The sequence below is a fragment of the Pseudodesulfovibrio mercurii genome (assembly GCF_000189295.2).
In the GTDB taxonomy this organism is placed as follows: domain Bacteria; phylum Desulfobacterota; class Desulfovibrionia; order Desulfovibrionales; family Desulfovibrionaceae; genus Pseudodesulfovibrio; species Pseudodesulfovibrio mercurii.
This window is the reverse complement of the sequence record NC_016803.1, coordinates 2,329,887-2,352,492: the sequence shown is the minus strand read 5'-3', so window position 1 is coordinate 2,352,492 and position 22,606 is coordinate 2,329,887. Positions and strand designations below refer to the sequence as shown.

General features: G+C 67.3%; 22 protein-coding genes. 13 read left to right on the top strand and 9 right to left on the bottom strand.

The features are described 5' to 3' along the window. Window positions 1–22: 22 nt before the first annotated feature. Together DND132_RS10665 and DND132_RS10660 are read left to right on the top strand one after the other, a co-directional pair. Complete coding sequence (locus tag DND132_RS10665) at window positions 23–895, top strand: CheR family methyltransferase (protein WP_041915775.1); 873 nt, start codon at window positions 23–25, stop codon at window positions 893–895. Between the two features lie 3 nt (window positions 896–898). After that, window positions 899–2,119 (top strand): HDOD domain-containing protein, encoded by a 1,221-nt coding sequence (locus DND132_RS10660; protein WP_014322751.1) that lies wholly within the window; start codon window positions 899–901, stop codon window positions 2,117–2,119. Window positions 2,120–2,803: 684 nt separating this feature from the next. Here DND132_RS10660 and mobA read toward each other — a convergent pair. Beyond that, window positions 2,804–3,409 carry a molybdenum cofactor guanylyltransferase gene (gene mobA / locus DND132_RS10655; RefSeq protein WP_014322750.1) on the bottom strand — a complete coding sequence of 202 codons (606 nt, stop codon included), beginning with the start codon at window positions 3,407–3,409 and terminating at the stop codon, window positions 2,804–2,806. A gap of 73 nt (window positions 3,410–3,482) precedes the next feature. Between mobA and DND132_RS10650 the strand changes: the two genes are divergently transcribed. From DND132_RS10650 to DND132_RS10630, 5 genes are all read left to right on the top strand, one after another. After that, window positions 3,483–4,319 carry an alpha/beta hydrolase gene (locus DND132_RS10650; RefSeq protein ID WP_041915774.1) on the top strand — a complete coding sequence of 279 codons (837 nt, stop codon included), beginning with the start codon at window positions 3,483–3,485 and terminating at the stop codon, window positions 4,317–4,319. Then, window positions 4,316–4,762 (top strand): DUF2784 domain-containing protein, encoded by a 447-nt coding sequence (locus tag DND132_RS10645; RefSeq protein WP_014322748.1) that lies wholly within the window; start codon window positions 4,316–4,318, stop codon window positions 4,760–4,762. Before DND132_RS10650 ends, DND132_RS10645 begins: the two co-directional genes overlap by 4 nt. Before the next feature lie 65 nt (window positions 4,763–4,827). Beyond that, window positions 4,828–5,094, top strand: coding sequence for a hypothetical protein (locus tag DND132_RS10640; protein ID WP_014322747.1), 267 nt, complete (start codon window positions 4,828–4,830; stop codon window positions 5,092–5,094). A 608-nt stretch (window positions 5,095–5,702) separates the two neighbouring features. Continuing rightward, a complete protein-coding gene (locus DND132_RS10635; protein WP_014322746.1) occupies window positions 5,703–6,749 on the top strand; it encodes a GGDEF domain-containing protein in 1,047 nt (348 codons plus the stop codon). Between the two features lie 55 nt (window positions 6,750–6,804). Beyond that, window positions 6,805–7,914: a hypothetical protein gene (locus DND132_RS10630; protein WP_148266981.1), complete on the top strand. Its 1,110-nt coding sequence runs from the start codon at window positions 6,805–6,807 to the stop codon at window positions 7,912–7,914. On the opposite strand, the gene DND132_RS18515 is transcribed toward DND132_RS10630, so the two are convergent. The 4 genes from DND132_RS18515 to DND132_RS10615 form a co-directional block, all read right to left on the bottom strand. Next, on the bottom strand, window positions 7,902–8,066 hold the full coding sequence (locus tag DND132_RS18515; protein ID WP_014322744.1) for a hypothetical protein: 165 nt from the start codon (window positions 8,064–8,066) through the stop codon (window positions 7,902–7,904). The two genes, DND132_RS10630 and DND132_RS18515, sit on opposite strands and share 13 nt — an antisense overlap. A gap of 309 nt (window positions 8,067–8,375) precedes the next feature. Beyond that, window positions 8,376–10,931, bottom strand: coding sequence for a methyl-accepting chemotaxis protein (locus DND132_RS17690; protein ID WP_014322743.1), 2,556 nt, complete (start codon window positions 10,929–10,931; stop codon window positions 8,376–8,378). Window positions 10,932–11,110: 179 nt separating this feature from the next. Next, on the bottom strand, window positions 11,111–11,338 hold the full coding sequence (locus tag DND132_RS10620; RefSeq protein WP_014322742.1) for a hypothetical protein: 228 nt from the start codon (window positions 11,336–11,338) through the stop codon (window positions 11,111–11,113). A 21-nt stretch (window positions 11,339–11,359) separates the two neighbouring features. After that, window positions 11,360–12,784 carry a DNA integrity scanning protein DisA nucleotide-binding domain protein gene (locus tag DND132_RS10615; protein WP_014322741.1) on the bottom strand — a complete coding sequence of 475 codons (1,425 nt, stop codon included), beginning with the start codon at window positions 12,782–12,784 and terminating at the stop codon, window positions 11,360–11,362. Window positions 12,785–13,070: 286 nt separating this feature from the next. Between DND132_RS10615 and DND132_RS10610 the strand changes: the two genes are divergently transcribed. From DND132_RS10610 to DND132_RS10600, 3 genes are read left to right on the top strand one after another with little or no spacing between them, the layout of a single operon-like run. Then, window positions 13,071–13,973 (top strand): c-type cytochrome, encoded by a 903-nt coding sequence (locus DND132_RS10610; RefSeq protein ID WP_014322740.1) that lies wholly within the window; start codon window positions 13,071–13,073, stop codon window positions 13,971–13,973. Continuing rightward, window positions 13,970–15,325, top strand: coding sequence for a cytochrome ubiquinol oxidase subunit I (locus DND132_RS10605; RefSeq protein ID WP_014322739.1), 1,356 nt, complete (start codon window positions 13,970–13,972; stop codon window positions 15,323–15,325). The genes DND132_RS10610 and DND132_RS10605 overlap by 4 nt, the downstream gene beginning before the upstream one ends. After that, window positions 15,325–16,887, top strand: coding sequence for a cytochrome c (locus tag DND132_RS10600; RefSeq protein WP_014322738.1), 1,563 nt, complete (start codon window positions 15,325–15,327; stop codon window positions 16,885–16,887). Before DND132_RS10605 ends, DND132_RS10600 begins: the two co-directional genes overlap by 1 nt. Window positions 16,888–16,963: 76 nt before the next feature. On the opposite strand, the gene DND132_RS10595 is transcribed toward DND132_RS10600, so the two are convergent. Further along, window positions 16,964–17,605, bottom strand: coding sequence for a DUF2959 domain-containing protein (locus DND132_RS10595; RefSeq protein WP_014322737.1), 642 nt, complete (start codon window positions 17,603–17,605; stop codon window positions 16,964–16,966). A 67-nt stretch (window positions 17,606–17,672) separates the two neighbouring features. After that, a complete protein-coding gene (locus tag DND132_RS10590; RefSeq protein ID WP_014322736.1) occupies window positions 17,673–18,566 on the bottom strand; it encodes a LysR family transcriptional regulator ArgP in 894 nt (297 codons plus the stop codon). Between the two features lie 277 nt (window positions 18,567–18,843). Here DND132_RS10590 and DND132_RS10585 point away from each other — a divergent pair, with 277 nt between their 5' ends. Continuing rightward, window positions 18,844–19,455 (top strand): LysE/ArgO family amino acid transporter, encoded by a 612-nt coding sequence (locus DND132_RS10585; RefSeq protein WP_014322735.1) that lies wholly within the window; start codon window positions 18,844–18,846, stop codon window positions 19,453–19,455. Between the two features lie 75 nt (window positions 19,456–19,530). Here DND132_RS10585 and DND132_RS10580 read toward each other — a convergent pair whose 3' ends face one another. Then, on the bottom strand, window positions 19,531–19,821 hold the full coding sequence (locus DND132_RS10580) for a hypothetical protein (RefSeq protein WP_014322734.1): 291 nt from the start codon (window positions 19,819–19,821) through the stop codon (window positions 19,531–19,533). A gap of 218 nt (window positions 19,822–20,039) precedes the next feature. On the opposite strand from DND132_RS10580, the gene DND132_RS10575 reads away from it, so the two are divergent. Continuing rightward, complete coding sequence (locus DND132_RS10575) at window positions 20,040–20,489, top strand: cereblon family protein (protein WP_014322733.1); 450 nt, start codon at window positions 20,040–20,042, stop codon at window positions 20,487–20,489. Here DND132_RS10575 and DND132_RS18290 read toward each other — a convergent pair. Beyond that, window positions 20,486–21,670: a hypothetical protein gene (locus DND132_RS18290; protein WP_014322732.1), complete on the bottom strand. Its 1,185-nt coding sequence runs from the start codon at window positions 21,668–21,670 to the stop codon at window positions 20,486–20,488. The genes DND132_RS10575 and DND132_RS18290 overlap by 4 nt on opposite strands. Window positions 21,671–21,776: 106 nt before the next feature. Here DND132_RS18290 and DND132_RS10565 point away from each other — a divergent pair, with 106 nt between their 5' ends. Then, window positions 21,777–22,583 carry an HD domain-containing protein gene (locus DND132_RS10565; RefSeq protein ID WP_014322731.1) on the top strand — a complete coding sequence of 269 codons (807 nt, stop codon included), beginning with the start codon at window positions 21,777–21,779 and terminating at the stop codon, window positions 22,581–22,583. The last annotated feature ends 23 nt before the right edge of the window (window positions 22,584–22,606 follow it).

Sequence of the window (22,606 nt, the reverse complement as noted above, 5' to 3'; positions counted from 1 at the left end):
GGACCGGGCCGGAAAACGGCGCATGAGTACATTATTCAGTAAATCCACATCGCTGCGGAAGGGCGTCAAGATCACGGACCAGGAGTTCGTGGACCTGCGCGACTTCATTTACGACAAGAGCGGCATCTATGTGGACGAGAAGCGCAAGTACCTGTTCGAGAGCCGCTTTTCCCGGCGGCTGGGCCAGCTCGGCCTGACCAGCTTCAGCGACTACGTCAAATACCTCAAGGTGGACCGGGGCCAGGAACTCCAGCGGGTCTTCGAGCTGGTCACCACCAACGAGACCAGCTTCTGCCGCGACACCAAGCAGCTCGACTCCTTCCGCGACAACCTTCTCAGGGAAATCCTGGACCGCCAGCGCAAGGCGGGCAGGCTGGAACTGAATATCTGGTCCGCCGGATGCTCGTCCGGCGAGGAGCCCTACACCCTGGTCTTCCTCCTGCTCGAGACCCTCAAGGCCGAGATCGCCCGCTGGAAGATATCCATCACCGCCGTGGACCTGTCCGAGGAGATGATCGACAAGGCCCGGGCCGGAATCTACTCCGAGTACGCCTTCAAGACCACGCCCGACGAGATCCGCAAGCGGTACTTCAAACCGGTCGAGGGCGGCTGGGAACTCGACCCGCGCATCCGCAAACTGGTCAACTTCCAGCCCCTGAACCTGAACGACGCCCTGGCCGTGAAGCGCGTGCCGCGCTCCCACATCGTCTTCTGCCGCAACGTGATCATCTATTTCGACGACGCCATGAAACGCAAGGTCGTGCAGGCCTTCTACGACAACCTCCTGCCCGGCGGCTACCTGCTGGTCGGGCACTCCGAGTCCCTGCACAAGATATCCCAGTCCTTCCGGCCGGTCCTCAACGCGGGGGCCATCGCGTACAAGAAGGAGGAATAGGCCATGAGCATGAAACGCTTGGACGAACTCAAGGCGGGCATGATCCTGGCCTCGGACCTGGTCGCCAGGGACGGCAGACTGCTCTTCCGCAGCGGCACCGAACTGGCCGACCGCCAGCTGGAACTGCTCCGGCGCACGGGCGTGACCGAGGCCGACGTGGCCCCGGACCTGTCCGACCTGTCCGAAGACGACCTGCTGGCCATCGAGGACTACGTCCGCGAATTCTTCCTGTACGTGAACCCGGACCACCCGGCCGTCATCGAGATGTTCCACATCGCCCTGGAACTGACCGCCCGCGCCGTGGCCGACGGCTGGAAACTGCCCGACCCGGACGAGCGCCGCGCCGCCAACGTCGAACACCTGGACGACATCTTCACCCAGGGCATGGGCTCCCCCGAAACCATCGTCGAGCACGAGACCGAACTGGCCAGCTTCCCGGACATCTTCTTCCGCATCAAGGAGGTCCTCGAAGACAACGCCGCCTCGGCCGACCGCGTGGCCAAGGTCGTCAGCACCGACATGAGTCTGTCCGCCAAACTCCTCAAACTCGTCAACTCGCCCCTCTACGGCTTCCCCCAGACCATCGACTCCATCACCCGCGCCGTGGCCCTGGTCGGCGGCAAGGAGCTGTCCACCCTGGCGCTCGGCATCTCGGCCATCAACTATTTCAAAGACATCCCGCCCGAACTCGTGGACATGCCGTCCTTCTGGCGACACTCCATCACCTGCGGCATCTTCGCCCGCATGCTCGCCGGGACCCAGTCCGGCCTGTCCCCCGAACGGTTCTTCATCGGCGGCCTGCTCCACGACGTGGGCCGACTCATCCTGTTCAAGAAACTGCCCTACGCCTCCACCGAGGCCATGCTCTTCGCCCGCGAAAACTGCCTGCCCCTGGTGGACGCCGAACAGACCGTCATGGAGTTCAACCACACCGACATCAGCAAACCCCTGCTCGCAGCCTGGAAATTCCCCGAAAGCCTGGCCGTCATGATCAACTACCACCACAACCCCATGGCCTACCCCAACCCCCTGGAACCCGCCGTCATCCACGTGGCCGACAACCTGACCAATGCCGTGGAAATCGCCCAGGGCGGCATGTACGTCATGCCCGGCCTCGACGAACAGGCCTGGGAACTCCTCGGACTCGACCCCGAAATCACCCTCCACCAGGCCGTCAGCCAATACGCCGCCCAAATCGACCTGGTCATGAGCGCCTTCTTCTAGACAAGCCGGGGAATGCCCCCGGCGGGCCCTCGCCGGGCAGGCGCCTCCGGCGGCCAGAGAACCCTTTGGAAAGGGTTCTCTGGACTCTCCCAAACTTTTTTGTGTGCCTTCGGCAGGGGCGTGCGGACGCGGGGGGATGTGCGGGTTGGGAGCGGGGCGGAAGGGGGGAGATTGTTGGCGGCGGGATTGGCCGGGGGCGGGCAGGCGGTGTCCCGAAGGGTTCGCGCCGGACGGCCACGGGCCTCGGAGGGCCGCCCGGCGCGAACCCTTCAGGACGGTTGCCCAACGCCGCCGGAGAGGTCGGCGGAACCCGTTTTGACGGTTTCGCGGCGTTGGTAAAAAGCGGCGGAACGGCACTTTTTAGCGGGTTATTCCCTTCTTAAAAAAACAAACCCCGCGATTTCGGGCAGAAAAAACGGCGTGCTTCGTTCGGTGAAGCAGCACGCCGTCCCATCCGTTTTTTCTGCCCGAAATCGCACACCGGCACGGCGGAAGGCGTCCCTTGCCAAGCCTTCCGCCGCCGTACGCCCCTGAGCGAAGCGAACATGGGATTCTCAAGGCCCTCGGCCTTGAGCGGGTGCAGGGCAGCGCCCTGCCCGTCGGAGACGCCGCCCGGCGAGGGCTCCCCCCGAAGGGGCCGCCGGAGGCATTCTTCCGCCGAGCCCTTGGCCGTCGTGCCGCCCCCTACAAACCGAGTTCCGCCGCCAGGTGTTCGGCCTGGCGCAGGTCGTCGGGGGAATTGACGTTGAAGAAGGAGACGTGGTGGGGGTCGCCGTGTTGGAGCAGGGCGACCGGGACTTCCTTGACCCGGACCTGGTCGAAGAAGCTGATGATGCGGAAGTTTTCCTGTTCGAGCTGGGTTTCGATGTGGGGCAGGCAGCGTCGGGAGTAGATGGCGCAGAGCGGTTCGAGGTAGCCGTCCTCCTTGCGCGGGATGATGACGTCGTCGTCGGGCTCGGCCTGGTCGAGGAGCGCGCGGACCAGACCGGGCTGGAGGAACGGGCCGTCGCAGGCGGCCATGAACCCGTGGCCGGCCCGCATGGCGCTCAGTCCCGCGTGGATGCCGGTCAGGGACGAGCGGGCGGGGTATCTGTCTTCGGCCACCGGGTAGTCATACGCGCCGTAGTCGTTTTTGTCGCGCGCGGCGATGAGGATTTCCGGGAACAGGGGGCGATACACGGCGAGCAGCCGGTCGAGGATGGTCCGGCCGTTGATGGTCAGGAACGCCTTCTTGACGTGGCCCATGCGGGTGCCGAGGCCCCCGGCCAGGATGATGCCTGCGATGTCCATGGGGGCAAAATAGAACAAGGTCCGGAAAATGGAAAGGGTGCACAAACGCGCAAGGTGGTGGTATGGTGCGCGCATGTGGACGATGTGGGACATGGTTGCGGCCGCGTTGGCGGTCTATGCGGGCATTGCGGCCTGGGTGTTCCTGACCCAGCGCGGGCTGGTCTATTGTCCGCGTCGGGCGCTGGCGGCCACGCCGGACCAGGCCGGGCTCGGGTATGAGGACGTCCGGCTGGTCAACGGGCTGGGCACGGAAATTCATGCCTGGTGGCTGCCGTGCGAAGGGGCGGAGCGCGTCCTGCTGCTCTGCCACGGCAACGGGGGCAACGTCTCGTATCTGATGGAGACGTATGGGATATTTCACCAACTCGGGCTGTCGGTGCTGGCCTTCGACTATTCGGGTTACGGGTTGAGCGGGGGCAGGCCGTCGGAGAGGGGCACGCGCAGCGACGCCTTGGCGGCCTGGGACTGGCTGGTGCGCGAGAAGGGGTTTGCCCCGCGCGACGTGGTCCTGTTCGGGCGCAGCCTGGGCGGGGGCGTGGCCGCGCGGCTGGCGGCGGACCTGACCGAGGCGGGCACGGAGCCGGGCGGGCTGATCCTGGAATCCACGTTCACCTCGGTGGCGGACATGGGCGCGGCCCAGTACCCGTGGTTGCCGGTCCGCTGGCTGATCCGTCACCGTTACGACAGCGAGCGCGCCCTGGCCGGGGTGCGGGTGCCCGCCCTGTTCCTGCACAGCCCGGAGGACGACCTGGTGCCCTATGCCATGGGCCGCAGGCTGTATGACGGATACGGCGGCCCCAAGCTGTTCTGGGCCCTGTCCGGGGATCACAACTGCGGCTTCCTGAGCACCTCGGGCTATGCCGACGGCCTGCGCCGGTTCCTGCGCGGGCTGCCCGGACCGGGCCGATGACGGGTCCGGCCCCGGCCCAGTGGGCGGACGCGGTCCTGGCCGTCCATTTCGCCGTTGCCCTGTTTCTCGTGCTGGGGCTGCCCCTGGTCTGGATCGGCGCGGCCCTCGGGTGGCGGTTCGTGCGCAACCCGTGGTTCCGCTGGACCCATGCGGGGCTCATGGGGTTCGTGCTGGCCGAGACCCTGGCCGGAAGACTCTGCCCCCTGACCGTGTGGGAGACGGCCCTGCGCCGGGCGGCCGGGCAGACGTCCGATGAACCCGTCTCGTTCGTGGCCCGCTGGCTCGGCCGGATGCTTTTTCCTGAATTTGATCCGGCCTGGTTTGCGGCGGCCTATGGCCTGTTCTTCGTCCTCATCGTCCTTACCCTGTTCCTGGTTCCGGTCAGCCGGGCGGCAAAACCTGCCGCACCGCACGACGATAAAAACGATAATATGCTGGATTAAGGGTATATTTTTTGTGGAGCACGGGTTTTGCTGTAGTTGTGGCAGACTACGCGAAGGAGACGAATATGCCCGCTATCCAATCCGTGGGGACCCAGAATGATGTCGCCGGGGTCGCCCGTGAACGCATTGAGCAACTCAAGGCCCGTGCCGGGGAAAGCCTGGACGAGGCCATGACCGCCGTGACCCGCAACCTGGGCCGCCGGGAAGCGGCCGAGGCCGACCAGAGCCTGGGCGAGCTGGGCCTGGACCTGGCCGCCGAGGGTTCGGACGCGCACCTCCTGGACCGCGCAAGGGTCCTGGACCTGATCAGCGATCCCTTCGAGGACGCCTAGCCCTTTCGGGGCGCAACACGGCCTCGGGCACCCGAAAACAGGGGTGCCCGTCTTTGTGCTTGCCTTTTGTGCGCGGGCACAATATCTTGTCATAATTGGCCTTTCCGCAAAAAGCCTGTCCCTGCCCGGTGACCCGGTCCGCCTTCCGACAAAATTGCATTTTTATCTCCAAGCCTGACCGGAGGTTGCGGCCCATGTGACGGTTTGTTCGCCGCGGCCCCTTGCGCCCCTTTTCCGGGGGGCGTATATTTGAATCAACGGTAGAGGTCCTCATGAAAATGAGGGGAACGGCAAACTCAGACGGAGGGTGGGAGGAAATAGACATCGATTTCTTCGATACCACATGTGGCGAATGGAGTCGCCCCGCTCACAGAAAGAGCACCGTGCGCCAAATATAAAAGCACCAGGCCGTCATAAAGCGATATTTTGAAATGTCAGGTCCTGATGCCCGCCGGGCCACCCGGCAAGGCGCACTTTTTTATGCCTTTTTTCCCCCTTTACACTTGAATGGAAGCGACGACGGATGCTATCAAGCCGATGAGGCGGCTTGTTGCCCGGCCGGATGCGTGACCGGCCTTTCGGAGTCCTTCAGCCCGGGAAACCCGACCATGTCCAAAAGCTCGAGCGAGATCGACCGGTTTTTCAGGACCCTGCATGAGCGCGACAATCCCCACGAGGCGGAGTGGATGGCCGTCATCCTGTTCGTGCGCAACCTGCTTCCCCGCCTGACCATCTATTCCGACGAAAAGAAATCCGAGATTCAATTCGAAATCTGCGAACAGCTCATGGAGAACGACTTCTCCGAAAATCGGCTGGACACGGTCATCGCTCTGCTCGACGGGTACCTGTTGCAGACCATCGGGGCCCTGGAGCTGGAGGAGGCCCTGACCCAGGAGAAGCGCACCGCCGGGCTGCTCATCAACGAGATGGACGAGATGATCTCGACCATGCACGGGGCCAACGAGCGCCAGGACAACCGGTTGAACACCTTCCGGGAGGAGACCGTGGGGGTCATCCGGGAGGGCACCCAGAAATCCCACATCCTGTCCACGGTGCGCGGCATGTTCCAGGAGCTCATCGAGGAGTTCCGCGAGGAGGCGCGCCTGCTCAACGCCAAGGCCGAGCACTTCCGCATGACCGCCGACTTCGACCCCCTGCTCACCGAGCTGCACAACCGCCGCTCCCTGGAGGCCCACCTCAAGAGCGTGGCCCAGGAGTTCGCCCGCACGGGCGCGCCGCTGTGCCTGATGATGATCGACGTGGACCACTTCAAGCAGGTCAACGACACCTACGGCCACCAGGCCGGGGACGACGTGCTCCGCGCCCTGGCCCGCATCGTCAATACCCACGCCATCCAGTACGACGGCTTCGCGGCCCGCTACGGGGGCGAGGAGCTGGTCGTGGTCGTGCAGGGCATGGACCTGAACCGGGCGGCGGTCAAGGCCGAGGCCCTGCGGGCCGACGTGGAGCGTTATGACTTTCGCGTGCGGACCGACGGCAAGCTCGGCGACACGCCCGTCAACTTCACCGTGTCCATGGGCGTGGCCCGCATGAAGGTCGGCTGGACCGCCTCGGACCTCGTCGGGGCGGCGGACGCCGCCCTGTACCAGGCCAAGGACACGGGCCGCAACCGGGTCTGCATCGCCCCGAAATAGGTTGGATCAGACCCGCCGCATCGGCAGTTTTCGTTAACTGACGATGGAGAATCACTTGCAAAAGTCATTGGTTACACACTTCCGATTGACGGCCGTCCTGGCCCTGGCCGGGGTGTTGTTCTGCTGCGGACCGGCCGGTGCCGCCGAGGTGCTCCTGCTCCATTCCGGGGCCGGACCCACCCCCTGGAACCAGCGCCTGGCCTCGGGCTTCATCGAGGGGCTCGGCAGCGCGGCCTCCGTGCGTCAGGCCTTTCTCTCGGCCGAGGGCACGGACGAGGACGCCTTTGACGCGGCCTACGACCGGCTCGCCGGGACCCTGGCCGGAGCCGCGCCCGACGTCGTGGTGGCCGAGGGCGCCGCGGCCTTCGCCTTTGCCCGCAAGTTCGCCAACCTCTTTCCGGACGCCCCGGTGATCTACTGCGCCATGGCCCGGCCCGACCCGGCGGACCTGTCCGAGTGCGGCAACTGCACGGGCGTGGCCATGACCTCCGCCGTGCGCCGCAGCGTGGCCCTCATCTTCGCCATGCGCCCGGAGACCCGGCTGCTGGTGGCCATTGCCGACAGGACCCAGGAATCGGCCCGGCTCATGGACCGGGTCAACGAGGCCATGCGCCTCTTCGACGACCGGGCCCAGGTCCTGTTCCCCGGCTTCGAGCCGGGCGACGACAACGGGCTCGACCTCAAGACCCTGGGCGACACCCTGGCCAGCGTGCCCTCCACGGGCGTGGTCCTGTTCCTGGGCTTTTCCGAGGACCGGGACGGCAACCCGGTCACCGACGAGGCGGTGGCCGCGCTCATCCGCGAGCGCGCCGCCGCGCCGGTCTACCTTCTCGGCGACGAGGTTTTCGGCAGCGGGGCCGTGGGGGGGTGGATGACTTCCGCCAAGGCCGTGGGCGCGGACGCGGCCAGGGTGGTCCGCAGGGCCCTCGACGGCGAGGACGTGCGCGAGCTGCTGCCTCCGCCCACCAGGCCCGTGCTGCGCTTCGACGGCACGGCCCTGGCCCGCTTCGGCCTGCGCGCCCCGGACAAGGCCGAGGTGGTCAACCCGCCCGCGGGCACGGTCGAGGAACGTCCGGTGGTGCCGGTCACCGGCCTGATCTGGGTCGTGGGCCTGGCCGCCGCCGTCGTCCTGATCGCGCTCCTGCGCCGCCGCTACAGGCCGTAGATGATCGAGGCCTGGGCCGCGATCATGACCAGCACCGCCGCGCCCGCCACCAGGGTCATGCCGCGTTTGGTCGCCTGCGCCGACCGGCACAGGTCGCGCAGTCCGGCGGCAAGGAATTCCCGCGTATAGATCCGGTGCGCGTACCAAAGCATGTCGGACTCCTTGTTGGCCTTTCGAGGAGAAAAGGCGGATGAGGAAGGCCGCTTCGCGGCGACAGTCGGGTGATTTCGCCTTGATTCGCCCCTTCCATGGGGTTCCCACTTCGGGGCGTTGCGGAAAGACCGCAACGTCCGAATCCGCTGTCCTGCGGATTTGTCGGCGGGCAGCACCAGCTCTTGGCGAGTCTTCGAGCCTTAGAGATGGCGACGGCAGCGATGGGGCTCGCACCCCTGCACCCCATGTATGCGCCTGCGGCGCGGAGTTCCTGACCGTCCGGTGGCGATTACCCGACGGCTGCGCGACTATTGGGCGTGGCGCACGTCCACGGCCAGGACCGAGAGGATGTTCCCCCCGCGGTCCTTCACGGGCGTGGCCACGGTCAGGCAGTAGTCGTCGATCTTCTTGGAATAATAGATGTTCGAGATGAAGCTTTCGCCCGTGCGCAGGGGCTCGCGGAACCAGTCGCGGTCGTCCCACCGGGTGCCGGGGCCGCCCTTGGAGGGGTCGGCCTTGCCGTGGGCCATGGCGAACTCCGTCACCTGGACGCCGCGCGGGTCGATGACCCAGGCCATCTCCAGGCTGGGGTTCTCCCGGACCACCCGCTGGAGCAGCCCGTGCTGCCTGGACGGGGTCCCGGTGATGATGTCCGGGGCCTTGGCCAGGGACTCCACCTGCTTCTGGACCACGCCCTCGCCGAGCAGCATGAACAGCCCGTAGAGCTTGGACAGGGTCTCGATCTGGCCGGTCAGCTCGCCGATGGCCCCGCCGGTCTGGGCCACGGCCTCGGCCGTCTGGGAGGAGACCGCGTCCACCTCGCTCACGGCCAGGTTGATCTCCTCGCCCGCATGGGACTGCTGGGTGGAGGCGGCGGCGATGGCCGCCACCTGGCCGGTCACGGTCTCGAAAAAGGCCATGATCTCGTTCAGGGCCTGGCCCGATTCCCCGGCCAGCCGGTTGGCCTCGTCCACCTGGGTCGCGGCCCGGTCCATGCCCTTGATATTCTCGCGCACGTCGGCCTGGATGGCCGCGATGGAGCCGCCCACCTCGCGGGTGGCGGCCATGGTCTTCTCGGCCAGCTTGCGGACCTCGTCGGCGACCACGGCGAAGCCTCGCCCGGCCTCGCCCGCCCTGGCCGCCTCGATGGCCGCGTTCAGGGCCAGGAGGTTGGTCTGGTCCGCGATGTCGGAAATGACGTTCATGACCTTGCCGATGGAGTCGGCCTTGGTCCCCAGGCTGGCCACCTGCCCCTTGAGTTGTTCGGTCATGACGTGCACGTCGCCGATGGAGTCCACCGTGCGCCGGACCACCTCGGACCCCTCCTGGGCGCGCTGCCGGGCGTTGCCCGCCTCCCTGGACGCGGTCTCGGCGTTGTCCGCCACCTCGCGGATGGACCCGGCCAGCTCCTCCATGGACGCGGCCGTGGTCTCCACCCTGGCGCTCAGGCTGTTGGCCCCCTCCATGATCCGGTCGGACTCCTGGTTCACCGTGGCCGAGGCCTCGCGCATGCCCGAGACCACGGTCTCCAACATGCCCGCGGCCTGGAGCATGCCCTCGCGCTGGGCGCGGGCCGCGTCCGTGCGCGCCCGCCGCTCGCCCTCGGCCCGGACCGCGGCGGCCTCGGCCTCGGCGGCCCGGCTGCTCGCCAGGCGCGAAGCCTCCTCGGCCTCGCCCATCTTCTCGCCCAGGTTGCGGACCATCCGCTCGATGGCCTCGGTGACCTCGCCGAGTTCGGCCTTGAACCGGCCGCGCGGCCGGGCCGCGAGATCGCCCTCGGCCACCCGGCCCGCGTAGACGCGCAGCTCCTTGAGCGGCTTGAGCAGGACCACGCGCAGGAAGAGCAGGGTGATCAGGACGATGCCCGCCACGGATGCGCCGGACACGACCAGGGCCGCGTTTTTCAGGTTGCGCACCGGGGCCAGGGCCTCGGATGCGTCGATCTTGGCCACCAGCCCCCAGTCGGTGTCGCCCACCTTGACCGGGGAATAGGCGGCCAGGACCTCGCGCCCCCGGTAGTCCACGCTGTCCATGCGCCCGCTCTCGCCCGCAAGGGCGCGTCGGGCGGGCTCGGAGCGCATGCCGCCGGACCGGGAGTCCGCAAAGGAGGCGACCACGCTGTGCCCCTCGGGGTCGGAATACAGGTCCGAGCGCATGCGCCCGTCCCGGCCCACCAGGTAGGCCTCGCCGGTCTCGCCCAGCCCGGCCCTGGTGCGCATGACCCGGTTCACGGCCTCGATGGGGATGCGCAGCACGGCCACGCCCTCGATGCCCTCGCCGTAGCGCCGGATGGGCGCGGCGATGAAGGCGCAGGGCTGCCCGTCCAGCGGCTCGTAGGGGGCGAAGTCCACGAACGCGGTCTCGCCCTTGAGGGCCTGTTTCCAGGCGGGCAGGAGCCGGCTCTTGGCCAGGGGGCCCTTGGCGATGTCCTCGCCCAGCTCCCGGCCACCGGCCAGGGAAAAGACCACGCGCCCGGTGTCGTCCAGGATCAGGGCGTCGGCATAGCCGCGCACCTTGATCCACGGCGTGAAGTCCGGGGCGACCCGCTTCAGGGCGTGGGCGTAGTCCTCGTTCTTCAGGTCCATGGGCTGGCCGGGCTGGGCCGCGTAGAAGATGATGTCACGGAGCCGGACCAGGGCGCTGTACACGTACTTGGCCTCGGAATACATGGTGATGTCCCGGTTCCACAGCTCGGTCAGGCCGTCCAGCTCGTGGGACTTGGCCTCCTGCAGGGAGACCAGCTTGCTGAAGGACTGCTCCTTCAGGCTGACCGAGGCCGTGTGCAAACTGTAACCAGCCATGCCCGCCAAGGGCACGATCCCCGCCAGCAGGCAAAACAAGATCATCTTCACGCTGAGTCGCATCATCCCCCCTGATCACGGCGCCGCCGGGCCGTGCCGGTCTGTGTGTCGGAAGGGGAGAGCCTACCCCGGGCAACGATTCGGGCGACCCGATTTGTTACAGGGGCGTCACACTCGCGTGAACATTGGAGGGATTTTGCGTTACGTTGACAATCGTAATGATTATCATGAGATGGAAAGGGTCAGGCGAGGAGGATGACGTACAGGACGGCCAGCAGCCAGAGGGCGGCGCAGGTGGTGGCCGTGACCGGGATCATCCACCACTTGAGCTGCACGGCCCGTCCCCGGAGCTTGAAGGCCGCGCAGCAGCGGAACAGGGACAGGACCATCTGGACGAGCAGCCCGGACGCGGCCAGGGCGGGCAGGGCCAGGACCCAGAACAGGGGATCGGACATCCAGTCGGCGCGCATGGTCGAATGCCGGGCTCCCGGCTAGCTCATGACCCACTCGGCCAGCAGGGGAGGCCGCCGCAGGCCGCAGATGTGCTGGAAGTGGCAGAGCGCGGTCAGTTCCACGCCGTCCTTGATGATGGACACGGGCCGGTCGGCGGACACGACCACGACCACCAGGTCCTCGTGCTCGGCGGTGAAGCGCAGGGCCGAGTTGAAGCGCGCGCCCCGGGCCCGGTTCTCGCCGGGCACGCTGCGCCCGTCCATGAGGCAGGCGAAGCCGTGCAGCTTCAGGTCCCGGCCGATGTGCACGGCCCCGTCCAGCTTGGCCAGGGAGCAGGCCAGCTTGAGGTGGCTGCTCCTGGTCAGGTCCAGGGGCTCCTCCAGGTGCTGGCCGGACATGGTGATGGGCTCGCGGCCCATGTCCACCACCAGGGTGCAGCCGTGCTTGCGGTCGCGCACCCGGTTGACCATGGTCGAGGCGATCTTGAACAGGGCGTTCTGCTTTTCCGGGGTCATGTCGCTTTCGAGCATCTGCTCCTCCAGCTGAACCAGGTTGGCCCGCAGGTTGGAGGAGCGGAACCGGCCGTCGGAAAAGCTGCACAGCAGCTGGTCGCGGATCCACAGGAACCCGTAGGTCCCGGAGAACTGGGCCGCCAGGTACGCGCCGGGCATGGGCCCGATGGCGATGCCCAGCACCGAGGTCCCGTTGGAGACCAGGACCCGGCCCGAGTCCTCCACGGCCTGCAACAGCTTGCGCACGTGCTTGAAGTTCGCGGTCTGGGGCTGTTCGTTCTGGGGGAAGCGGCAGATGAACCGGACCTGGTCCAGCTGGTTGGGCTCCACCACCACGATGCGCCCCCTGGGCGACGCCCCTTCCTCCTTGGTGGCCGACACGCCCAGGATGGCGTCCAGGAAGGGGTAGACCCGGATCTGGGTGTCCAGCCAGCCCATGCGCGAGCGCTCGTCCACGATGAAGTCGCGGATGGCGTGCACGCCGCAGTGCTGGAGCATGAATCCGGCGGTGTCCAGCCCCATGACGTTGCCGATGGCGAAGTGTTGGGAGAGCAGTTCGGCCGCGTATTCCAGCCAGCTCCGGGTGGGCCCCAGGGAGCACAGGTCCGGGTGCTCCTCGGTGAACCACATCTGGTAGCTCAGGGAGCTGGACCGCGCCGCCAGGGTGATCAGCCCGGCCAGGTCCAGGCCGACCTCCTCCTGACGGAGGACGCGCAGTCCCTCGATGAGTTCGTCCTTGCCCCGCCAGCGGTTCGAATAGAGAAAATAATCCTGCAGCTTGGGCTCGTGCCCCTCGAGCAGCCCCTGCGGGTCGCAGATGCGCGGCGGCTCGCCCCGGCCCACGGCGTAGACCACGGCCACCCGGCTCGGGGAGGAGAAGTGGGACAGCCCTTCCCGAAGGCCGTCCAGGATGTGGAATATGCAGATGTTCTCGAAGGATGCTTGCGACATGGTTCCCGCTCCCGCTGACGAATTGCTGCGCCCGACCTTGGCCCATCCCTAGACCAAAAGTCTCGAAATTGTCCAGAACAGGATGAATAAGCGACCGGTCCGGAGAGGGCCGACCGTTGACGTCGCCAGCCGGAAGGAGCACGCTTTGGTGACATCCGGCCCGGACGGTTGAACAATTGTCCGGATATCGCATAGACTGTTCCCGGCGGACCCGGTCCGGTCGGAGCCCTGTTTCCGGCCGCAAGGCCGCCGGTTTGACGATCCTGCCCGTTCAAATGGAGATCCCATGAACCAAGCGAAACTGTTTTTCTCCCTGATCCTGGTGGTGTTGCTGCTGATCTTCGGCGCCTGGCTGGTCTTTTTCTTCCAGTGGTCCGCGCCCATGCCCCGGTCGGCCACCCCGGCCACGGTGGGCGTCGCCCCGGCCCCGGCCGCCCCGGCCGTAGCGCCCGCGCCGCTCGCGCCGGTCTTCAACCCCCCGGCCCCCGAGGACGCCCCGGAGCAGATCCGGCCCATGGTCATGCTCGGCTACAAGATCATGACCGAGACCAAAAAGTACGCGCCCGAGTACGTGGGCAACGGCATGGCCTGCACCAACTGCCACTTCGAGGGCGGGCGCAGCAAGGACACCATCTCCCTGGTGGGCGTGGCGGCCAAGTATCCCCTGTACCGGGCCCGCCGCGAGTACACCGCCGACCTGGCCCTGCGCACCCAGGGCTGCTTCGAGCGCAGCATGAACGGCAAGGCCCCGGCCGCGGACAGCCAGATCATGCAGTCCCTGCTGGTCTACTACCAGTGGATATCCAAGGACATTCCCATTTACTCCACTCCGCCGTGGACGGTCCTGGCCCACCACCTGGAGAACGACCACAAGCCCGATGCCGAGGCGGGCGCGACCGTGTACAAGGACGTCTGCGCCCGCTGCCACGGCGACGACGGCCACGGCACGCCCATCGCCCCGGCCCTGTGGGGCGACGGGGCCTACAACGACGGGGCCGGCATGCACCGCATCCGGACCTTCTCGGTCTTCGCCTGGCGGTTCATGCCCAAGTCCAGCCCGAGCCTGAGCCAGGAGGAGGCCCTGGACGTGGCCGCCTACGTCCATGAGCAGCCCCGGCCCAAGTTCGTGGCCACCCACCCGAACAAGATCGAGCGGGTCATTCCGCTGCCCGGGGAGGCCAAGCAATGACCTTTCCCCTGATCCACGTTCCGGTTCTCGGCGACGGCATGACCATCGCCCTGAACGCGGTCCTGCACGTGCTCATCAGCCACGGCGTGGCCATCGGCATGACCATCCTCATCGTTCTGTTCCAGAACCTGGGGGCCACGGGCCACGGGAGCTTCTGGGAGAACGCCGCGCGCGCCCTGCTCAAGCCGGTGGTCGTCGTCACCACCTCGGTGGGCGCGGTGACCGGCGTGGGCATCTGGTTCATCACCGGCATTCTCGCTCCCGAGGGCATCGGCTCGCTCATCCACCTCTTCTTCTGGCCCTGGTTCATCGAGTGGTGGGCCTTCACCACCGAGGTGGTCTTCCTGCTCGTCTACTACTTCCTCTGGGACCGCCTGGCCCAGCGCCGCCCGCGCCTGCTCATGGTCGTGGGCTGGGGCTACGTGGCCGTGGCCCTGAGTTCCGCCGTGCTCATCTCCGGCATCCTCGGCTTCATGCTCACCCCGGACGGCTGGCCCCAGGGCGGCACCTTCACCCAGGCCTACTTCAACCCGACCTTCGTGCCCCAGTTCATGCTGCGCATCTCGGCGGGCATCGCCCTGGGCGCGCTGCTCATCCTCGGCTGGACCGGCTGGCGGTTCAAGGGCACGGCCAACGAGCGCGGCCGGGTCCTGCGCCTGACCGGCCTGGTCATGCTCGCGGCCATGGCCGCAACGGGCCTGTTCGCCTGGATCTACTTCTCGCGCATCCCCGAGACCTACCTGACCCACTGGAAGTTCTCGGTGGCCACCTCGGCCTGGTCCCAGGTGCCGTACCTGCTGCCCGCGCTGAACGCCGCGGCCGTGGCCTTCCTGGCCCTGGCCGCCGCGGCCGGGCTGCTCAGGCACCGCAAGACGACCATGCTCCTGTTCCTGCCCGCCCTGATCCTGTCCGTGGGGCTGGTGGCCGAGTTCGAGCGCGTGCGCGAGTTCGTGCGCGGCCCGTACCTCCTGCCCGGCTACATGTACGCCAACCAGTCCCGACTGGTCCGCCACGAGGCGGCCAAGGCCGAGGACCGCCCGCTCCTGGCCACCCTGGACTGGGTCAACGCGACCACGGACCAGGCCCCTGACGCCCGGGCGGGCCGCGCCCTGTTCGACGCCAACTGCGGGGTCTGCCACACCATCGGCGGGATCAACGACATCACCGTGCGGCTCAGGGGCCGGACGCTCGAGAGCGTCAACGCCCTGACCGCCATCACCGAGAGCATGGTCCCGTTCATGACCCCGTTCAACGGTTCCGAGGCGGAGCGGCTGACCATGTCCACCTATCTGTATTCCCTGGCCAACAAGGACACCCTGCCCAGACCGCAGCTCCAAGGGGAGGTCAAGTGATGACGCCCTGGAAAGACCTCTTCCTCGCGCTGCCGCTCCCCGAGCCCTGGCTGCGCACCCTGCTCTTCGTGACCTTCGGCCTGCACCTGCTCTTCGTCCTGCTCATGCTCGGCACGGCCATGCTCGGCTTCGTCTTCTTCCTGCGCGACTGCTGCGGGTCGGACCGGAGCGCCATGGACTGGAACCAGCGGGTGGTCAAACCCCACCTGGGGCTCAAGAGCCTGGCCGTGGTCCTGGGCGTGGGCCCGCTGCTGATCATCCAGGTCATTTATTCCCTGGGCTTCTTCACGGCCACCGGCCTGCACGCCTTCACCTGGCTCGCGGTCATCCCGCTGCTGATCCTGGCCTTCCTGGCCATCGAGCTGTTCGAGCACAAGATGCTCTCCAGCCCGTGGCTGCCGTTTCTGAGCGGGGTCATCGGGCTGGCCGCCCTGCTCACGGTCCCGGCCATCTTCACCGGGGCCCTGTCCCTCATGGAGCGGCCCGACCAGTGGACCGCCTTCGCGGCTAGGACCCTGTCGCCCTCGGGCGAGTACCTGCCGCACTGGCTCCTGCGCTACCTGCACGTGCTCGGCGCGGCCGTGGTCTTCGGCGCGGCCTTCCACCTGTTCTTCAGCGCGGGAAAAGACCAGGTCCGGCGGAACCGGTTGCGGGCCTGGCTGTTTGGCGGCATCCTCTTCCAGGTGGCCGTGGGCGCGCCCCTGCTGTTCACCGTGAGCGGCGTCTTCAACTGGCCCGTCATGACCGCCGTGACCCTGGGCACGTTCTCGGCCATGGTCATGGCATGGACCATGCGTCCGGCCCCGGCCCGGTCCCTGCCCGACACCTCCATCCGGGGCGGCCGGACCCTGCTCCTGCTCCTGCCGGTGGTCTTCGTGTCCATGCTCGCCGCGCGCCAGTCCATTCAGGACGCCACGCTCATGACCCTGCACCGTGAGGCCCGCGCCGAGCTGGCCAGGGAGTCCGCCGACCTCGACCGTTTCCGTGAACCGGCCCTGGAGACCTTCCGGGTCAAGCTGGCCACGGTCTACGACAACGGCGCGACCCTCTACGAGAAGAGCTGCCGGCCCTGCCACGGCGTGGGCGGCCTGGGCGACGGCCCGGCGGCCCGGCGGCTGCTCATCCGTCCCGAGGACCTGGCCGCCGTGCGCGCGGACCGCGACTACGTCCGCTCCATGGTCCTGCTCGGCGTGCCCGGCTCGGGCATGCCCTACTTCACGGTCTTCGACAGGGACAAGATCGACGCCCTGCTCGACCGGCTGGACGAGAGCTTCACCATGTTCGGCCCGACCACCGTGCCGCAACGCCCGGTCGGCGATCAGGCAAGGGACATCTGGAAGAACACCTGCGCCACCTGCCACGGCCAGACCGGCCAGCCATCGGCGTTCGGCCTGACCCTTCAGCCCGCGCCCCCGGACCTGTCCCGGTTCTCGCTCGAGCCCGAGCGGTCCCTCGCGATCATCACCGACGGCTACCCCGGCACGGTCATGCAGCCCTACCGGGCCCTGCCCGAGGACGTCCGCCTGGACCTGGTGTCCATCACCGCCAACCTGCGGCGATAACGGGCGATCAACCGACAAAAACGGCCCGCCCGGCGACATGCCGGACGGGCCGTTTCCATTGGCTGAACGGGAACCGCTATTCCAGGGTCTTGATGAAGGCGTCGGCCTCGGCGATGGACTTGTCCATCTCCTTGATGAGGGAGTCCACGTCCGTGCGGATGGAGGTCAGCTCGCCCTGGAGCGAGGCGATGGCCTTGGCGTTGAGATTGTGCTTGAGGTACAGGACCTGGTCGTGGAAGGCGCCGAGTACGGGCTGCATCTTCTTTTCCGCGTTGCGCATGGCCCGGATCAGGCCGTTGTACTTCTTTTTGGTGGCGACCAGTTTCTGTTCGCTGGACCGGCGCAGCTTGGCGCTGGAGTACTGCTTGATCTCGGTGCTCCATTCCTCGAACAGGGCGTCGGCCACGTCCTCCACGGAGTCGATGCGGCCCTTGACGTCGTCCGCCCGGTCCTTGCAGTCCTCGTATTCGTCATTGAGTTTGTCATACACTTCCTGGAGCTTGCCGCCGTCGAAGTTGACCACGGACTTGAACTGCTCCAGGGCCGAGGCGAACTGTTCCTTGGCGTCCTTCTGGGATTCGCGGGCCTTCTCCACGCGGTCGGACAGGATCTCGCGTTTGTCGTAGCCCATGGATTCCATGGTCGAGTAGTAGGCGCCGGAGCAGCCGTAGGCGAGGAAGAGGGTGAGGGCGGACAGGATCAGGGCGAACCGTTTCATGCGTGACTCCTTGAAAGGCGGCGGATGTTTTTCCGGTGCATACAACAAAGGGGTGCGATGGGCAAACCTAGGGCCGCTGGGCCAGGAGGGCGCGCGCGCCCCGGACCAGGGCCTCGGTGAACCCGGCCAGGCGGACGGATTCGAGGTTCCAGCACTGCCAGTGCAGGCGCACGGTGAAGACGTGGCCGGGCAGGAGATCGACGATCTCGCCGCGCGCCAGGTAGGGCGCGGCCTGCTGGTCCGGGAGCATGCCGCAGACCCGGCCCGTGGCGATGGCCGGGGCGAATTGCTCGGACGACGGCAGGTAGAAGGGCGCGAGCAGGGCGGGCGACCGGCCCAAGGCCCCGGCCAGCAGGACCTCATGCATGACGTCCTTGCGGTTGAAGATCAGGATCGGGGCCGCCTCCACATCCTCCAATACCGCGCCGTTCTTGTACCATTTCATTTTGTATGACGGAGTTGCATACAATCTGTAATCCATATCGCCCAGGTATTCCGCGCGGCAGCCCTGGACCGGCTCGGCGCGGTCGGCGATGCAGCCGAGGACCCCGCCGGTCTTGAGGAGGGTGAGGGTCTCGGCCTGGTCGTCCACGGACAGGTCCAGGAGTACGGGTTCGGCGTCCAGGTAGGCGTTGACGGCGGGGAAGAACCATGTGGCCAGGGAGTCGGCGTTGAGGCCCACGGCCAGGGTGTCGAACGCGGCCCCGGCCCGGCCCAGCCCGGCGTCCAGGTCCTCTTCGAGCCGCCGCACCTGTCGGAAGTGCTTGAGCATAGCCTGCCCGGCCGCAGTGGGCCGGGGCGGCGAGGAGCGCACCAGGAGCACGCACCCGGCCTGCTCCTCCAGGAGCTTAACCCGTTGGGACACGGCCCCCTGGGTCAGGTGCAGGACCCGCGCCCCTTTCTCGAACCCGCCTTCCCCGACCACGGCGGCAAAGGCCTCGACCAGTTTGTAATCCAGCATGCTTCATCATTAACATTCCTAATGAACCATGAAAACAATTAGTTTTACACACGCGCTCACCCCTCCTACAACATCTCAAACAACAACCGACCCCCCGCCCCTCTCACCCGCGAAGCGGCATCAAAAAGTTTGGGAAAAGGAGGGGGTGGGGGTCCGGGGGAAGGGGAGGAAAGAACCCTTTTCAAAGGGTTTTTCCTCCCCTTCCCCCGGCCGATCGCTGCTGTCCTCATCCGTAAGGCTCGAGGACTCGCGAACGGCTGAAGCCCGGAGGCGAGCAATGACACCATTCATACAGGGGTACGCCATGGGGGGCGGGCTGATCGTGGCCATCGGGGCGCAGAACGCCTTTGTTTTGACCCAGGGGGTCCGGCGCAACCATCATCTGGCGGTGGCGGCGTTGTGCATCCTGTGCGACGGGCTGCTCATCGGGTTGGGCGTGACAGGCGTGGGCACGGCGGTGGCGGCCAACCCGACGTTGGGCGTGATCGCGGCCTGGGGCGGGGCGGCGTTCCTGGCCTGGTACGGCCTGGGTGCGTTGCGGGCGGCCCTGCGCGGCGGGTCCATGGAGGCGCGCGGTCAGGTGGCGCGGGACTTGAAGCGCACCCTGATCCTGACCCTGGCCGTGACCCTGCTCAACCCGCACGTGTACCTGGACACCGTGGTCCTCATGGGCTCGGTCAGCGGCCATTATCCGGGCGAGGCGCGCTACCTGTTCGGCCTGGGCGCGTTCGCGGCCTCGACCACCTGGTTCCTGGCCCTGAGCCTGGGCGGCCAGGTCCTGGCCCCGCTGTTCTCCCGCGACCTGACCTGGCGCATCCTGGACGGCGCGGTCTGCCTGACCATGTGGTCCATCGCGGCCTCGCTGCTCCGCCCCGTGCTTTTCGCCTAGTGCCGGAAATCGGCTCAGAACAACAGATAGCCGACTATCTAACGAGGCGACAAAAGCAGGAAAAGGGGTGTATAATCAATCTGTTCCACTGTCGTCCGGGCGACCGTGGAGGAAGAGGCGTTCCCAATCCAGGGGGACGAGGCTGCGGCTGTTGCGCCACTGGAGGTAGGCCCAGCCCTCGGCCGGGATTGTGCGCACCAGGACGTTGTTGACGAACTGCTTGCCGTCGTCGCCGCAGCATTTGCAGGCCCAGCCGCAGATGTCGCAGGTGCACCCGCCGGTCTTAACCATCTCCTTGGCGGTCCCGGAGTTGTCGCAGCAGGCGTCGCACAGCCGCAGGTGGGGGGCGTCAACAGTCTTGCTCATACCCCGAATCTACCATCCTACCCCATCCCGTTCAACCCGCACGCCCCCCGCGCCCCTCCGGGCTTAACCCGTTCACCCCCCCCCCCCGCCCGCACGCCCCTGCCGAAGGCACCCAAAAAGTTTGGGAAAAGAAGGGGATGGGGGTCCGGGGGAGGCATTCCTTATCCGCCCTCGACCAGAAACGGCGGGTCGGGTATAGGTGGGGTGGAGGTCCTGGCATGAGCATTCGTTGCAAGACACCGGAGCGCGCGTTGCGCGGGGAGCCGGACCGGAAGGAGCCGGATGGGGGCGGGCGTGGTTCGGGCGAACGGCCGGAGGATCGGCGGGAGCCCGCGGAGTCGGAGACCGGCGGGGTGCTGGTCTGCCGGGCATGCCGCAGCCGGATCACCCGGCGCGATCTGGGCATGGAGATCAACGGCCGCCATCGGCACGTGTTCTTCAACCCGCAGGGACTGGTTTTCGAGCTGGGCTGCTTCGCCTCGGCCAGGAACCTGACGCCCGCCGGGCCCGAGACCGACGAGTTCACCTGGTTTCCGGGCCACCGCTGGCAGGTGGTCCTGTGCACGGGCTGCTCCACCCAGCTGGGCTGGCGCTTTTCGGGCGAGGAGGGCGGCTTTTTCGGCCTGATTCTCAAGGCCCTGCTGGAGGAGGAGGCCGGTATCCGCTAGGGCGCGGGCTCCCCGGATTCCTCCTGTTCCAGCATCCATCGCTGTATGCGCGCCTGTCCTTCCCGGAGGTTGCGTTCCCGCTCGGCCCGGTTGCGCTGGTCGTCGGCCCGCTGCTTGCCTGCGTAGGGCGAGGCGTTGGTGACCTCGGGCGTGTAGCCGAAGCGGAAGCTGAAATTCAGACGGATGCCCGGGTCCGCCCGCCAGTCGCGCTGGTCTTCGAAGACCAATTGCGGGATGAGGCTGGCGTAGAACCAGTCCCGCCACTGGCGACGGTACTCCACCTCGGCCGCGACGCGGTTGAGCTGGAACGGGGTGTGCGTCGAGGTCACGAATCCGTTGCGCAGCCGGTACATGAGGGCGCGGCGGGTGGTCAGGTACTGGAACAGGGTCAGGTCGAGGTCGTAGGAGGTGTCCGGGTTGTCCACCCGGAACAGGACCGCCCCGGTGGAGCGGAACAGGAACCGGTGGGACAGGGGCCAGTCCGCGTCCAGCCGGGACTTGAACTCGGCGGGTTCGTCCGTGTAGATGCGGAAGCGCTGGGTGGCCCGCAGATCCCAGTGTTTGAAGGGCCACAGCTCCACCCAGGAAAAGGTGCCGTACAGGGCCAGCCGACTGGTGCTCAGCTTGATCCCGCCCCCGGTGGACACGTTGCGGGTCTCGGTGTGCTGGAAAAAGGTGCTCAACCCGGCGTAGGCGTTGGCCTTGTCGCTGCGGTCCGTGTTCCGCTCCTCCTCTTCCAGGGTGGTGGAACCGCTCAGCGTGCCCTGGTCCGGGGAGCCGCCGACGTTCAGCAGCCACCGCTCGGTGTTGGGCAACTGGAGGCGGAGGTCCGTGTCGACCTTGAACTGCACCCCCCGGTGGTCGTAGGACGGTTTCAGGCTGAAGCGCAGGTAGGTCTTGTTGGAAGTGGTCTTGTACAGGCCGTCGTCGAAAAACGCGTCCATCCAGGTGGCCGTGGAGAGGACCTGCTCGGACCAGCTCCGCTGCGTTTCGTCCAGGGCGTCGGACGTCCGTTCCCCGGTCACCTCCTCCTCAAGAGGGATGGGCAGCCCGCCGGGGGCCTCCGGTCCGGCCTGCGCCCGGGCGAGGGACGCGCACAGGACCGTCGCGCACAGGACCGTCGCGGCCAGGGCCGCAAACAGCCCCGCCGACAGCCGTCCGGGCACTAGCGGCCCGAGCACTGCGTCCCTCTCCTGCACATGGCGGCCACGATCACCCAATACGCGCTTTTGTGTCAAACCCCATTCCTCCTGGCGGGCCGGGGCCGGTTGCGCTACAACACCCGCCATGGACGCACGCATCAGGCAAAGCCTTACGTGGCTCGTGACCTTTGGCCGGGCCCACGCGGACCGGGCCCGGGGCGGAGTGCGTCCCCTGGTCCGGCGCAAGATCGCCCACACCATGCGCGTGCTGGCCCACGTGCGCCGCATCCTCAAGGAGGAGCGGCCCGGCCCGGACCTGGCCCTGGCCGCCGTGCTCGCGGCCATCCTGCACGATACCGGGCGGTTTCCGCAGCTGGCGGACCGGCAAACCTTCGACGACCGGGCCGGGTACGACCACGGCGAGGAGGGCGCGCGCATCCTGGCCGGGAGCGACATCCTGGACGGGCTGGACGGCCATTGGCGCGCGGTGGTCATCGAGGCGGTGCGGCTGCACAACCGGGCCGGGTTGCCCGAGGGCATGAACCCGGACGCGCGGCTGGTGACCGAGATGGTCCGGGACGCGGACAAGCTGGACGCCATCCGCAACAGCCTGGGCGGCATGCTCCGCCGGACCCTGACCGGCAGGGCGGTCAAGTACGGCATCACCTGGGACGACACCGCGTTCTCGCCCGAGTCGGTCCGGTTGGCCGGGGAGGGGAAGTTGATCCCGTTCTCGGCCATGCGCTGGTCCAACGACTACGTCCTGTTCCTGTGCGCCTGGCTGAACGACCTGCACTTCGCCTACGCCTACAATTTCCTGATCCGCTCCGGCTGGTTCGAGCAGCTCCTGGGCATGCTCCCGGACCACGGTCCGTTCCCGGAACTCAAGGCGCAGTTGCGCGCGGACCTGCACCGGCTGGCCGGATCGCGGCCCGGAACGGGCCGGGGTTGACCCGCCTTCGCGGGCCGGGCTAC

Bases quoted from the DNA above. Each gene is read 5' to 3' on its own strand.
- DND132_RS10665 (WP_041915775.1), top strand. From the start codon at position 23: ATGAGTACATTATTCAGTAAATCCACATCGCTGCGGAAGGGCGTCAAG.
- DND132_RS10580 (WP_014322734.1), bottom strand. From the start codon at position 19,821: ATGAGCAAGACTGTTGACGCCCCCCACCTGCGGCTGTGCGACGCCTGC.
- DND132_RS10610 (WP_014322740.1), top strand. From the start codon at position 13,071: ATGAACCAAGCGAAACTGTTTTTCTCCCTGATCCTGGTGGTGTTGCTG.
- DND132_RS10660 (WP_014322751.1), top strand. From the start codon at position 899: ATGAGCATGAAACGCTTGGACGAACTCAAGGCGGGCATGATCCTGGCC.
- DND132_RS10575 (WP_014322733.1), top strand. From the start codon at position 20,040: ATGAGCATTCGTTGCAAGACACCGGAGCGCGCGTTGCGCGGGGAGCCG.
- DND132_RS10585 (WP_014322735.1), top strand. From the start codon at position 18,844: ATGACACCATTCATACAGGGGTACGCCATGGGGGGCGGGCTGATCGTG.
- DND132_RS10605 (WP_014322739.1), top strand. From the start codon at position 13,970: ATGACCTTTCCCCTGATCCACGTTCCGGTTCTCGGCGACGGCATGACC.
- DND132_RS10650 (WP_041915774.1), top strand. From the start codon at position 3,483: ATGTGGACGATGTGGGACATGGTTGCGGCCGCGTTGGCGGTCTATGCG.
- DND132_RS10645 (WP_014322748.1), top strand. From the start codon at position 4,316: ATGACGGGTCCGGCCCCGGCCCAGTGGGCGGACGCGGTCCTGGCCGTC.
- DND132_RS18515 (WP_014322744.1), bottom strand. From the start codon at position 8,066: ATGCTTTGGTACGCGCACCGGATCTATACGCGGGAATTCCTTGCCGCC.
- DND132_RS10640 (WP_014322747.1), top strand. From the start codon at position 4,828: ATGCCCGCTATCCAATCCGTGGGGACCCAGAATGATGTCGCCGGGGTC.
- DND132_RS10620 (WP_014322742.1), bottom strand. From the start codon at position 11,338: ATGCGCGCCGACTGGATGTCCGATCCCCTGTTCTGGGTCCTGGCCCTG.
- DND132_RS10600 (WP_014322738.1), top strand. From the start codon at position 15,325: ATGACGCCCTGGAAAGACCTCTTCCTCGCGCTGCCGCTCCCCGAGCCC.
- DND132_RS10635 (WP_014322746.1), top strand. From the start codon at position 5,703: ATGTCCAAAAGCTCGAGCGAGATCGACCGGTTTTTCAGGACCCTGCAT.
- DND132_RS17690 (WP_014322743.1), bottom strand. From the start codon at position 10,931: ATGCGACTCAGCGTGAAGATGATCTTGTTTTGCCTGCTGGCGGGGATC.
- DND132_RS10595 (WP_014322737.1), bottom strand. From the start codon at position 17,605: ATGAAACGGTTCGCCCTGATCCTGTCCGCCCTCACCCTCTTCCTCGCC.
- mobA (WP_014322750.1), bottom strand. From the start codon at position 3,409: ATGGACATCGCAGGCATCATCCTGGCCGGGGGCCTCGGCACCCGCATG.
- DND132_RS10615 (WP_014322741.1), bottom strand. From the start codon at position 12,784: ATGTCGCAAGCATCCTTCGAGAACATCTGCATATTCCACATCCTGGAC.
- DND132_RS10590 (WP_014322736.1), bottom strand. From the start codon at position 18,566: ATGCTGGATTACAAACTGGTCGAGGCCTTTGCCGCCGTGGTCGGGGAA.
- DND132_RS10565 (WP_014322731.1), top strand. From the start codon at position 21,777: ATGGACGCACGCATCAGGCAAAGCCTTACGTGGCTCGTGACCTTTGGC.